We start from the raw sequence: 12170 nt of genomic DNA, 5'->3' as shown, positions 1-12170 counted from the left end.
TGTAAGCCAGATGTCTAAGGCCTTGCTGTCTGCCACATTATTCTTAAATACTTTGGTTTTGAATTTGTTTTTTTCCGCGTCACGCAACCAACAACAATCGAGTTTGGCTTTACTGACATCAATACCGATATAATGCATCTATCACTACCCTTGTACATACAGCATCACTGAAAACAGGTGCTTGGATACCATTCAATGTATTAGAACAAAAGAATCTGGGCGCTGATCTACACAACAGCATCAGGTACTAAGGTCGGACTCAGCATCACCAAACTCATCGGAACAGAGGTAGCTAACCTCAGCTCCAGGAGAGATACAAGGTCGGACAAGCGCCGGGTGATGTTAATCTTATAACTCGATGTAGCCGCGCGCCTCCGACATCGATGTCAAATTTGGCGCCGATCGTGACAGGCGCCCGTTGGCAATGTGCATCCATCAAACACCGTGCCAGGGCTTGTGTCACCTACGCCAATCGGCCCTTCGGCTTAAGTGTAGAAAAAAGTCCCTAGGCACTGCTTTACGCTTTTCCTAGTCTCTCGTTTCTAGCTTCTAGAAGCGAAGCGTCTCGTCTCTTTCCCGTACTCCGTAAGCGAAGCGCTCTGTATTCCCATTCACGAATACCGATGACGGAATAGAAAATACAGAAAAAGCAAGAGCCCCAATGCGAGCACGATCTGCTCTATCTAGTTTCTAGTCTCTAGTCTCTAGTCTCTAGAAGCGCAGCGTCTCGTCTCTTTCCCTGCACTTCCGCACACTTAAGATGAAAAATCTGTGATGCGCGCGGTATTTATTTTACTTCTCGTCGTATAGCCATTAGAGTTTAAAAGTGTCTGCATAGGCAGACGTTTTGTATTAATGCAAAAATCATGGAGAGACGAATGAAAAAAATTGCAACAGGCTTAATTGCTATGCTGTTCGCAGCAAGCACAATGGCCGCAACAGAAGCTGCACCGGGTGCTGGCGCAAGTGGTAGTGGCGCTGGAGCAGGTGCTGGCGCAAGTGCAAGTGCTGGAGCGGGTGCTGGCGCAGCCGGTGCCGGTGCTGCAGGCGCAGCCGCTGGCGGAATTGGTGCCGGTGCGATTGCTGCTGGCGTCGCTGCTGCCGCGGCAATTGGTGTGGCCGTAGCTGCTAACGACAATGACGATAACAACACGTCAACCTCTGCTAGCGCTAACGCTAATAACTAAAGGCGAAAGCCATTCAAGTAGCTACAAAGCCGGCTTTGTGGCTACTTTTTAATCAATATACAGCCCGTCAACCAGTAACCTATGAATAAGCCCTTTTTTCCAGTTTTAGCTGTTTTCATCACGCTTATAGCTACTGGGTGCACACAGCGCATGCAAAATTTTAGCGATTCCTTTAAGTTCGCCTACCAAGGCTTCCCGGATGCACATAAAAGTTGGGAAGAAATTGACGCCCTACCTTACGCCAGCCTATATGCGCAGCTCGATAACGGTCCGCAAGGCTTTATGGTGCTGGCCTTTGCCGAGCCAAGCCAACATCCGAGCCCAAATTTAAAGTGGTTATCTGGCGACAATGAAATGCTGGTCACGCGTAATGGCCGATTGGTGAAAACGGTGAATTTGACCGATGGTAACCTTATGGCAACGTACACTGACTCCCCCGACCCATTAAGTGTTGGCCTGGCAACCATGATTATGCCCCACACTTGGTCACGCACCATTGATTGGCAACCCGGCAACCACAGCGGCTATCGCGCCGACTCCATCTTTAAACGCGGCAAGACACAAAGCGTCTCAGTGAATGGCACACCAGTCCAGACAACACACTATATCGAGTTGGTCACCATACCAGCGCTTAATGTTCAGTACACTAATGACTATTGGCTGGCCAACGACACGGGCAGAATCGTTAAATCCTATCAGCACCTAGCACCTAACCTGCCTGCGGTGACGCTAACGCATTTAAAACCGTACCAAGGGGGCGCTGATGAGTAAGTATCAAAAACTAAAGCGTGGACTATGCGCAGCCGCCTTGTTATTAGCGCTTCCAGCCCAAGCCAATGTGGTAACCGCCAATCAAGATATTGCGCTGTCGTTCACGCAGCCACCTCGCCTATCTGAAGCGGTGTTAACGGTAACACAAGCACAACAGCGTTCACTCGACGATATCTATTGGCCAGCTGCCGGGCTTTATCAACAACAAAGCGAAAAAGCCCGGCAGATTGCAGACTTACAGCCTGTTCGTCATCAGATCGCCGTTAACACAAGCAAGGCAAAGCAGCAGTGGCAAGCGCTGTATAACACACTGACGCAATTGTCTGTCGCCGAGCGGGTGGCAGGATCGATTAACCCAGACACCACTCGCATCACCCCCGACATAAACCCGATATTGAATGGAAGTTGGCACCTGCAGCTGCCCAAACGTCCAACGACCGTGACCGTGCTTGGCGCCGTAAACCAACCAGGAGACTACCCCTGGAATGAGCGACAAGCGGCGAGAGACTACATACAGCAAGCTAAGACAGAGACATTCGGCGTATCCCAGGTATGGGTGATCAGCCCCATCGGCGATCGCACTCAACACCCGGTGGCTTATTGGAATAACCAGCATCGCGATATCCTGCCTGGCTCGGTGATTTACCTCCCCCTGCCGACAAAAGCGATCAAAGGGCAGCCCATCTCCCCGAATCAACACGTGCTGACGTATCTGCAAAATAGGTTCATTGAATAATGCGGTTTTTTCTTTCTCCATCTCATCGCTTTTGGCTTAGCACGGTTGCATTGGCGGTTAGCAGCGCAGTATCCGCCGACGCCTTTGACTACCCGGATCTGGTTCACTCACAAACCGACTTTGGCGGCGTGGGCCTGATGCAAATGCCCACCGCGCGCACCGCCCCCGAGGGCGAATTTACCTTGGGCAGCACCTATAACGAAGATTATGTGCACTTCAATACCTCGCTACAGCTGTTTCCATGGTTAGAAACCACTATTCGATACACTCAGGTTCACGACTTACTTTACAGTAACGACGCCAGCTTTAGCGGTGACACCAAATACACAGACAAAAGCATTGATGCAAAACTGCGCCTGTGGCAGGAGGGCTTCTGGTTACCCGAGCTTGCCGTTGGCGTACGCGATATTGGCGGCACCGGGTTATTTGATGGTGAGTACATTGTGGGCTCAAAACGTGCCGGGCCGTTTGATTTCTCGTTGGGCTTGGGCTGGGGATACATGGGCAACCGCGCCAACCTCACCGGCGATAAAAACCAATCGGTAGATTGTGGCCGCGATACCACCTACTCCGGCAACGGCGGCAGTGTTGATGTCGCGCGCATGTTCACCGGCTGCACTGCACTATTTGGCGGAATTGAATATCAAACGCCTTATGCGCCGCTTAGCGTCAAGCTTGAATACGATGGCAACGACTACCAAGCGACTTTATCAGCACAAAAACTGGCATTCCGATGGACGTGAATAGCCCTTGGAATGTGGGCGCGGTTTATCGCTTGGGGGATTGGGGGAGCGCACGGTTAGCCTATGAACGTGGCGCGGTCGTGACCGCCGGATTTAGCCTACACACCAACTTTAATCAGGTCGATAGCTTTTGGCTTGACGATGACGCCCCGCGCTATGCCCCCACAACGACCCAAACGGACTTAAGCGCCGCGCAATGGCAAGCATTAAGCGCACAGCTTGCAAGCGTTGCTGGCTATCAGGATAACCAAATTCACTATGATGGCGACACAGTCACGGTCTCCGGAAAGCAAAGTAAATATCGCGATCAAGATATAGCCCAGACACGCGCCGCTACACTGATTGCCAATACTGGCATTGATGCCAAACAATATCGGATTATTGATCAAGCTGAGCGCCAGCCCATCACTGAAACTGTGATTGATACCAACACGTATGCCGCGGTAGCAACCAACAGCTACGTGGGAGCTCAGCCGAGTGATGCGCGAACCCGGCAACTCTCCAGCCAGACATCAGGCAAGATAAAAGCGAACCAGCGCGACAATATCGACCTCGGTATTGCCCCTGTGTTTGTGCAGTCGTTTGGGGGCTCAGAAGATTTTTACATGTACTCACTCGGCCTAAGTGGTAACGCCGCTGCCCGGTTAGGCGATCACTTCATTGCCTCGTCCAGCGTGTATGTCAACATTGCGGATACCTACGACAAGTTTAAATACACAGTGCCGCCGGATGGCACCGACTTAAAACGAGTACGCACCCTAAACCGCCAGTATCTCGAAGACACCGTACGTGTGACCAATGTGCAGCTGACCTACCTGGATCACTGGGGCGATAACTGGTACACCCAAACCTATGGCGGCTATTTAGAAACCATGTTTGCCGGTGTGGGCGGCGAAGTGCTTTACCGGCCCATGGACAGCCAATTTGCCTTTGGGTTAGATGCCAATTACGTCAAACAGCGCGAGCCAGGCTCGGCGTTTGGGCTATTTAAAAACGAGTATCAGCCTGCAGAAAATGGCAACCGTGGATTCCGCGTGCAAACCGGCTCTACCACCGGTCACGCTACACTTTACTGGCAAAACCCGCTAAGCTTATTTGATGGCACATTGGCCAAAATCAGCGCCGGTCGCTATCTTACCGAAGATGTGGGGGTGACTGTGGATATCGCCAAGCAGTTTGATAGCGGGATCACCGTGGGCGCGTATGCCAGCAAAACCGATTTATCGGCAGAAGAGTTTGGCGAAGGTAGTTTTACCAAGGGCTTTTATGTCTCGATTCCGTTTGACTTGCTCTCGGTCAAGCCCACCACCTCACGAGGTGGCCTCTCGTGGCAGCCCCTTCAACGTGATGGCGGACAAAAGCTTAACCGCAAACATTCGCTCTATCAGTTAACCGATGGCCGCGCCCCTTGGTTTACGCGTCCAGCGGATAGTGATTAAACGACAATATGGCATATACTAGACAACTGAGCCGTCATCCCAAAAGGATTCCCCTGTGATAGTTTCATTCGCCGATTTGGCCTTATTACTGTTCTTTTCCACCGCCTCCCTGTTTTTACTACGTAAGGTCGCGAAACGTGTTGGATTGGTCGACAAGCCAGATCATCGCAAACAACACGCAGGTAGCGTGCCGCTTGTTGGCGGTATCGCTATCTGCCTCTCTCTCGTTTACTTTTTGATCAACAACCCTACCCTTATTCCGCATAGCGGCTTGTATGCGATCTGTATGTTGATCTTAGTGGCGATCGGCGTCTTGGATGACAAGTTCGATATCGATTTTAAGCTCCGTTTTGGCGTGCAAGGCGCGCTTGCCGTCGCGATGATTGTGCTTGGCAACATTGAGCTTAGCCGCCTGGGCGACATTGTTGCCACGGGGCGTATTCAACTCGACAGCTTGGCTATGTGTTAACGGTTTTCGCAGTCATTGGCGCCATTAACGCCTTTAATATGGTGGATGGTATTGATGGGCTCTTAGGAGGGTTGGCGACAGTCACGTTCGCCAGCTTAGGTACCTTGCTCTACCTTAATGGCCACTTATCTATGGCCTACCTTTGCCTGGTACTCACCGTGATTATCTTGCCGTATTTAATGTTTAACCTTGGGTTACTCGGCCGAGAGCGCAAAGTATTTATGGGCGATGCCGGCAGCATGCTGATTGGCTTTACCGTGGTGTGGTTTTTATTACTCGCCAGCCAACATCCAACCAATGCGGCTATAAGGCCAGTGACTGGATTATGGCTCATTGCCTTACCACTGATGGATATGACAGCCATTATGTTTCGGCGCGTTAAACGCGGCGACTCGCCGTTTAAGCCCGATCGCGAACACTTACACCATATTTTTCAGCGCGTGGGGTTATCATCACGCCAAACCCTGGCGACCATTTGTTTACTGGCCAGCAGCTTAGCCAGCATTGGTATTCTAGGCGAGCTGCTTCAGATCCATGAAACCATCATGTTTGTGGGCTTTCTCGCATGCTTTGGTGGCTACTGCCTAATGCTACGCTACATCTGGCGCATCACATCTTTTTTTAGATCAAAGCTGGGAAAGAATGAATTTGGTGAGAAGATTGGCGAGGCTAGAAACTAGAGATTAGGAAACAGGTTACCGAATACGGAAAAAGCATAACGTGTCTGTCTCTGTAGAAAAAGTGCCTAGGTCCTAGGATCCTAGGACCTAGGCACTGCTTTCCCTAGTCTCTAGCCTCTAGAAGCGAAGCGTCTCGTCTCTTCCTGTACTCTGTATTCGAGCTTTTAAATACCGATTACAGAAAAAGCAAAAGACCTATGCGAGCACCGGGGTCTAACTATTCAACCAACAATAACGCTTCAACCATTATGAACAACATCGTCGCAATTACCGCTTGTCCGACAGGAATCGCTCACACGTACATGGCTGCTGAACAACTTGAGAAAGCAGCTAAAAGCCTTGGAATTCAGATAAAGGTAGAAACCCAAGGGGCAATGGGGATTGAAAATGCACTATCGCTTAACGAGATCATGCAAGCAGACTGCGTGATTATCGTCTCTGATATCGAACTTGAAAAAGCGGAACGATTGAGTCACTCAACCATTGTTCGCCTTGCCATGGAGGACGTCCTCACAGACGCCAAAGCGGCGCTACAAACGCAATTGCCCCAATGACAGGCGCATTTGTCTGCTTTTCAGCGCCGTCGCAAGGCTTAATCAGCTGGCAAGTGAGCGAGTTGGCAAGGCTATGCTCACTGTTCGGTGGCAAAAGCACCTTTGTGAATGTGAACAAAGACCGTACAGCCGCCACCGCCGACACCTTATCCATGCTTGCCACGGGCACCCAACCTAATGATATTTGCTTGCTTCTGGTTAAAGGGAGTGATGCCGAGTTGATGTGCTTGGTACTCGCCGAGTACGTTAGCAAGCACTGGCACCTATACAGCACCTCTGCGTTTACTGCTGCCGCAAACAATCCGTTAGATCCGCCATCACGCTTTGCTGATTCAAATCTGTCCGTTGAAGGATTACATACCCAAGCTACACAGTGCGAGTCGCTGTTTAGAGAGATCGTTGAACGCGTCGCGGATACTGACGCGGCAATGCAAGCTTATGCCGCTTTTATGGCGCGAGAAGCACATTCATCTACTTACCTTGGCGATCAGGTTGCACTCCCTCATATTATTGATAGCAGCGTCCCTCATCCCGCCATTATAGTGACTCGCTGCCACCCCGCGATGACCTGGTTGAATCAAGAATCGGTTTCACTGTGTATTGCGATCGCGATCCCTAGTGACATCGAGCGTCCAATACTACGCGCCATCAGCCGCCTGTCTCGCCGTTTATCGTCATCCGCATTTCGGCGCTGGTTGTTGCACTGTGACGATCTTGCCACTCAACTCGCGATACTCGAGGCCGTTTTAGATCAGGCTTGATGGCTTAGTCGCCGATATTCCGAGGGCGTTTTGCCCGTTCTCGCTTTAAACACGCGGCAGAAATAGTTCACATCATTAAACCCACAGCGACGCGCGATATCGACTAATCGGAACTCATACCGCATCAGCATAAATTTAGCCCGATCAATACGCACCCACACAATGTAATCAGCCAATGTCATATGCCCATATTGTTTAAACAAACGTGATAGATGACTCGGGCCGATGTGGAAATGCGCGGCAATATCCGCACGCGACAGGGCTTGCTGGTAGTGCTCTTGAATGTAAATACAGATCCCTTGGTAGAGATCTTCCCCACGAGAGTGGGCATTGACTATCGGTTTATCGACTAATTGATGGGTATAGGCCAACAATGCCTTAATCAAGTATGCATCGGTTAAGTGCTTGTTGGGCTCTTTCGCGAGCGCGTTTAGCGCTTCAAGAATATTATCCACCGCAAAGCCCGCGCGCATTGGTACGGAGAACTTTTGCACGCCGTAAAATCCGGCCACGTTGGCGCGTTTATTCACTAAGCTAAACCCCAACTGTCGACGGCCATAAAGTAGGCTAAGCACCGAGCATGAATGTTGCCAGTCGGGTTTGTTCCAACAGTTTGGCGCGATATAAAGCGCCTCACCGCCAACCAAAGTGTGCGTTTTCACGCCTTCTGGGGTCGAGACGATATTGGTATAACGCCCAGACACCACAATTTCTAGGCGTGGAAAGTTAACTTGGTAACTGAAAGGCTCAGGCACTTGCCAATCATTGGCAAAGATCACACGGCCGAACTGCTCGTCAGGTGACTTCAGTAGTTCAAGCAAATGAGAAAAACTGGTAGGTGTCGAGGCTTTCATGGTTATTCCTATCCGATGGTGTCCGAGCTCGCTGTCCAAAACGGAAAATCACCGCAAGCGACGTGAGCACGACGCATCAGCAACACGGCCATTATACCCATACGATCGCCGATCCCGCCTAATGAGCAAGATCACACTAAAAGCGGTTGGGCACAATCTTCCAGTAAATGCTATTTCTCTGCACTATTTTCCAGCAGCAGACGGGCGCAAACTGATCACCATGTTCACACGAATCGGCAGGAGCCCATCATGATATCTGAACTGATTAACGAGCGCTTGATACGTCTCAACCTCGACGCCACCAGCAAGCAAGATGTATTTAATGAACTAAGCCAAGCATTGGTCGACAATGGCCGTGTTAGCGATAAAGCCGCCTTTATCGCAGATGTGAATGCGCGCGAAGCCCTCGGCAATACGGGCTTTGAATCTGGCATCGCACTGCCTCATGCAAAAAGTGACGCTGTTACCACACCCGGCGTGGTCATCGGTATTAGTCGAGACGGCATCGATTACGGTGCTGAAGATGGTGAGTTATCCCATATCTTCTTTATGATTGCCTCCCCCATTAACGGTGGTGATCATCATATTGAAGTGCTGGCCTCCCTTTCATCCAAACTTATCGAGCCAGGATTTACACAAGCACTGCTGGCGGCCAACACCGCCAGTGAGGTCATGACGTTGCTGACTCAACCCAGCAAAGAAAGCGCCAGTACCGGGCCCAAAAAAGGGTTAATTATTGGTGTGACGGGCTGCCCGGCGGGCGTCGCGCATACGTATCTAGCCGCTGAGGCGCTAGAGAAAGCCGCTGACGAACTAGGCTATGAGATAAAAGTCGAAACCAACGGCTCGATTGGGGTTAAAAACTCCCCCACTCAAGACGACATATTACGCGCCGATGCGATTGTCGTTGCTTGTGATAAACAAACCGATATGAGCCGCTTTAATGGCAAACCTGTGGTCGAAGTCGGTGTCAAAGAAGCCATTCGAAACGGTAAAGGCTTAATTGAAAGCGCACTTAATGCCGGCCCTTATCATGCTGACGGTACCTCAACACACAGCACAAACAACAGTACGCCACCAACCAGCTCAACAAACTGGCGAAGTAACTTATATCGCTATCTGATGAATGGGGTTTCGCACATGATCCCCTTTGTGGTGACCGGCGGGCTATTAATCGCGCTTTCTCTTGCCATTGGCGGTGAGCCGACGGAAGCGGGCATGGCGATTCCCGAAGGCAGTGCCTGGCAACAAGTGCTGGATGTCGGTGTGATTGCCTTTCAATTAATGATCCCAGTGCTTGCCGGCTATATCGCCTATGCGATTGCCGACCGCCCAGCACTGACACCCGGTTTAATTGGCGGCTGGATTGCCAACACCGGCAGCTTTTACGGTGCTGAGGCAGGTACAGGCTTTATCGGGGCAATCATTGCTGGCTTACTCGTGGGGTACTTTGTCAAATGGATCAGTGGCATAAATTATCATAAATTCCTCCAGCCACTCGTTCCGATCATGATTGCGCCGATTACCGGTACGCTGTTTATCGCCGCGCTATTTATCTTTGTGATTGGCGCACCCATTGCCAGCCTAATGGATTCGCTCACCGCCATGCTCACCGCGATGAGCACCGGTAACTATATTTTATTAGGGATTGTACTCGGCGGTATGGCAGGCTTTGATATGGGTGGCCCATTCAATAAAGTCGCTTTCTTATTCTCCGTCGGGATGATTGCCAGCGGCCAAACCCAATTTATGGGCGCAATGGCCTGTGCTATCCCAGTGGCGCCTCTGGGCATGAGTTTGGCGACCGTATTGGGCCGTAAACTTAATATCTTTGAGGCCACAGAACACGAAGCCGGTAAAGCGGCGGGGGCTATGGGTCTGGTTGGCATTTCAGAGGGCGCGATTCCCTTTGCGGCGCAAGACCCTATCGCGGTGATCCCGGCCAATATGGTTGGCTCGATGGTCGCAGCGGTGATGGCCTTCGGTTTAGGCGTGACGAATAGCGTAGCGCATGGTGGCCCTGTGGTGGCGTTACTTGGCGCGATGAACAAGCCAGTGATTGCCCTTGTTTGTATGGTTAACGGCGCGGTAGTGACTGCATTGGTTTGTGTCAGCTTGAAAAAGGCACGCAAAGCGCAGTGGCTGCAATCAGCCGCCTGATTATGCTATAACCGCCCAATAATAATCTGTTTCATTGTCTCTTTCGGCCTCGACACACGAGGCCGTTTTCCTCATGTAAGGGTACCGCTTGTATGAATAGCCCATTTCACTCTCAGCCATTTTTTTTAATGCGCAATCCCATCCAAACCTATCAATGGGGGAGCCGCACGGCATTACCAACACTGTTTAATATTCCTAACCCCGACCAGCAGCCGCAAGCTGAAATCTGGATGGGCGCGCATCCTAAAGCTAGCTCCGAGATACAAGTTGGCGCAGACTGGCTGCCACTCAACACACTGATTGAATCCGATCCGCAATCCGCTTTATCCGCGGAGATTTATCAGCGCTTTGGTGAACTGCCTTTTCTATTCAAAGTCCTCGCCGCAGACACAGCGTTATCCATCCAGGTGCATCCCAGCAAGCAAGAAGCCGAACACGGCTATCAAAAAGAAAACCAACAAGGCATTCCTCTATCTGCGGCGCATCGTAACTATAAAGATCCTAACCACAAGCCTGAGCTTGTTTATGCACTCACTGCCTTTAAGGCAATGAACGGGTTTCGTCCACATGCAGAGATCATCGAAAACGTCACCAAAATCAACAGCGGCTCACTTAATGCTGTTTTCCAAGCCTTTGTCGACACCCCCGCAGCAGACACGCTACAAAGCGCCTTTTCTCAGCTTTTAACACTTCAATCTACCGAAAAAACGGAAGCTGTGAATGCTTTAATGGTCGTGGCTGATGAAAACGCGACGGAAGCCCCCTTCGATACCATTATTGATTTGGCGGCACAGTACCCAGGTGATATTGGCCTATTTGCCCCGCTATTACTGAATGTCGTGACACTGGCGCCGGGGGAAGCGATGTTTTTACACGCGCGTACGCCTCACGCTTACATCCATGGTGTCGGGCTAGAAGTGATGGCCAACTCCGACAATGTGCTGCGAGCCGGACTGACCCCCAAACACATTGATGTTGACGAGCTGATCGCCTGTACGAGCTTTATTCCAATCACACCGGATCAGATAAAGCTCCCACCCCAATCGATGGCGAATGGCGAATATTATCCAGTTTCGGTGCCTGATTTTAGTTTCTCACGTTATCGGCAAGTGGCGGACATTGATTGTGACATGCAAAGTGCGGAAATTCTTTTTGCCGTCAATGCCCCGCTCACTGTGGTTCACGCCGAGCAGACATTGACGATTGAAAAAGGTGAATCGGTATTTATTCCCGCCTGTACGGCAACATACACGTTAAGCGCGATGGGTGATGTTGTCAGAGTAAAAAATACACTTAACACCTAATATATCGGGGTAAGACGCGACATAACGCGCGCTTGCCCCGTCAGCTTGTGATGCCTTTCACGATTTATAACCCACTCAATAAAAACTAAGAATTTTTCCTAGTTCAACTAAGCCGTCTTCTCAAGGACGTGACGTAACGGCACCGTATACTGCTTGCCATTACCTCCACTCACTTACGAGCGTACTTATGTTGAACTTTCTTAATCAAGTCAGAAAGCCTACATCCGTCATTCCGCAGCCAATTAATGAATTAAAATAGTGTGATCTAGCGATCATTTACAGATTTTAGTGTCACAGACCTCTTGACCGTGATCCCCAGTTTTGATCTATTACTGTTATTTAACGGTCGCTTACCATGCCTGCTCCTCAACCTGTCATTAAACGTCTCGATCACCTAGGCTAATCGCTGCTTTCTGTCATGAAATTGGCTTACCAGATATTATCGACCGTATCATTCCTAAGTACTCTGAGCACAAGGTTTCACATGGTGATGCCGTCTTAGCGATGATCCT

At 50.4% G+C, this 12170-nt stretch carries 7 protein-coding genes and 5 pseudogenes; 11 read left to right on the top strand and 1 reads right to left on the bottom strand.

Annotation, left to right across the window (positions count from 1 at the left end):
* Positions 1 to 878: 878 nt before the first annotated feature.
* From DZ54_RS25610 to DZ54_RS0116010, 7 genes and pseudogenes are all read left to right on the top strand, one after another.
* Entirely contained in the window at positions 879 to 1187 is a 309-nt protein-coding gene (locus DZ54_RS25610) for a hypothetical protein (RefSeq protein WP_025675200.1), read from the top strand.
* Between the two features lie 150 nt (positions 1188 to 1337).
* Positions 1338 to 1958, top strand: coding sequence for a YjbF family lipoprotein (locus tag DZ54_RS0116035; protein WP_051416074.1), 621 nt, complete (start codon positions 1338 to 1340; stop codon positions 1956 to 1958).
* Positions 1951 to 2694 carry a capsule biosynthesis GfcC family protein gene (locus tag DZ54_RS0116030; RefSeq protein ID WP_025675198.1) on the top strand — a complete coding sequence of 248 codons (744 nt, stop codon included), beginning with the start codon at positions 1951 to 1953 and terminating at the stop codon, positions 2692 to 2694. Before DZ54_RS0116035 ends, DZ54_RS0116030 begins: the two co-directional genes overlap by 8 nt.
* Positions 2694 to 4876, top strand: a pseudogene (locus tag DZ54_RS22625) (YjbH domain-containing protein). The gene DZ54_RS0116030 and the pseudogene DZ54_RS22625 overlap by 1 nt, the downstream one beginning before the upstream one ends.
* 55 nt (positions 4877 to 4931) lie before the next feature.
* Positions 4932 to 6025 (top strand): annotated as a pseudogene (wecA, locus tag DZ54_RS22620) (UDP-N-acetylglucosamine--undecaprenyl-phosphate N-acetylglucosaminephosphotransferase).
* Positions 6026 to 6222: 197 nt separating this feature from the next.
* Positions 6223 to 6579: a PTS fructose transporter subunit IIB gene (locus tag DZ54_RS0116015; protein ID WP_081721698.1), complete on the top strand. Its 357-nt coding sequence runs from the start codon at positions 6223 to 6225 to the stop codon at positions 6577 to 6579.
* The gene (locus DZ54_RS0116010) at positions 6576 to 7340 is read left to right on the top strand and encodes a PTS sugar transporter subunit IIA (RefSeq protein ID WP_025675196.1); all 765 of its coding nucleotides are present in this window, start codon (positions 6576 to 6578) and stop codon (positions 7338 to 7340) included. Before DZ54_RS0116015 ends, DZ54_RS0116010 begins: the two co-directional genes overlap by 4 nt.
* Here DZ54_RS0116010 and DZ54_RS0116005 read toward each other — a convergent pair.
* Complete coding sequence (locus DZ54_RS0116005) at positions 7331 to 8194, bottom strand: helix-turn-helix transcriptional regulator (protein ID WP_025675194.1); 864 nt, start codon at positions 8192 to 8194, stop codon at positions 7331 to 7333. The two genes, DZ54_RS0116010 and DZ54_RS0116005, sit on opposite strands and share 10 nt — an antisense overlap.
* A 249-nt stretch (positions 8195 to 8443) precedes the next feature.
* Between DZ54_RS0116005 and DZ54_RS27615 the strand changes: the two are divergent.
* From DZ54_RS27615 to DZ54_RS24415, 4 genes and pseudogenes are all read left to right on the top strand, one after another.
* A pseudogene (locus DZ54_RS27615) lies at positions 8444 to 8855 on the top strand (PTS sugar transporter subunit IIA); the annotation flags it as partial.
* Between the two features lie 65 nt (positions 8856 to 8920).
* A pseudogene (locus DZ54_RS0116000) lies at positions 8921 to 10354 on the top strand (PTS fructose transporter subunit IIC); the annotation flags it as partial.
* Between the two features lie 92 nt (positions 10355 to 10446).
* Positions 10447 to 11658 (top strand): mannose-6-phosphate isomerase, class I, encoded by a 1212-nt coding sequence (gene manA, locus DZ54_RS0115995; protein WP_025675192.1) that lies wholly within the window; start codon positions 10447 to 10449, stop codon positions 11656 to 11658.
* Between the two features lie 355 nt (positions 11659 to 12013).
* Positions 12014 to 12170, top strand: a pseudogene (locus DZ54_RS24415) (DUF4277 domain-containing protein); the annotation flags it as partial.

The sequence above is a fragment of the Salinivibrio socompensis S35 genome, assembly GCF_000513715.1.
Classification (GTDB): domain Bacteria; phylum Pseudomonadota; class Gammaproteobacteria; order Enterobacterales; family Vibrionaceae; genus Salinivibrio; species Salinivibrio socompensis.
The sequence above is the reverse complement of the archived record's forward strand: the minus strand, read 5'-3'. Positions and strand labels throughout refer to the sequence as shown.

Coding starts and splice junctions, on each gene's coding strand:
- DZ54_RS0116005 (WP_025675194.1), bottom strand. CDS start 8,194: ATGAAAGCCTCGACACCTACCAGTTTTTCTCATTTGCTTGAACTACTG.
- DZ54_RS0116035 (WP_051416074.1), top strand. CDS start 1,338: ATGCAAAATTTTAGCGATTCCTTTAAGTTCGCCTACCAAGGCTTCCCG.
- DZ54_RS25610 (WP_025675200.1), top strand. CDS start 879: ATGAAAAAAATTGCAACAGGCTTAATTGCTATGCTGTTCGCAGCAAGC.
- DZ54_RS0116010 (WP_025675196.1), top strand. CDS start 6,576: ATGACAGGCGCATTTGTCTGCTTTTCAGCGCCGTCGCAAGGCTTAATC.
- DZ54_RS0116015 (WP_081721698.1), top strand. CDS start 6,223: ATGCGAGCACCGGGGTCTAACTATTCAACCAACAATAACGCTTCAACC.
- DZ54_RS0116030 (WP_025675198.1), top strand. CDS start 1,951: ATGAGTAAGTATCAAAAACTAAAGCGTGGACTATGCGCAGCCGCCTTG.
- manA (WP_025675192.1), top strand. CDS start 10,447: ATGAATAGCCCATTTCACTCTCAGCCATTTTTTTTAATGCGCAATCCC.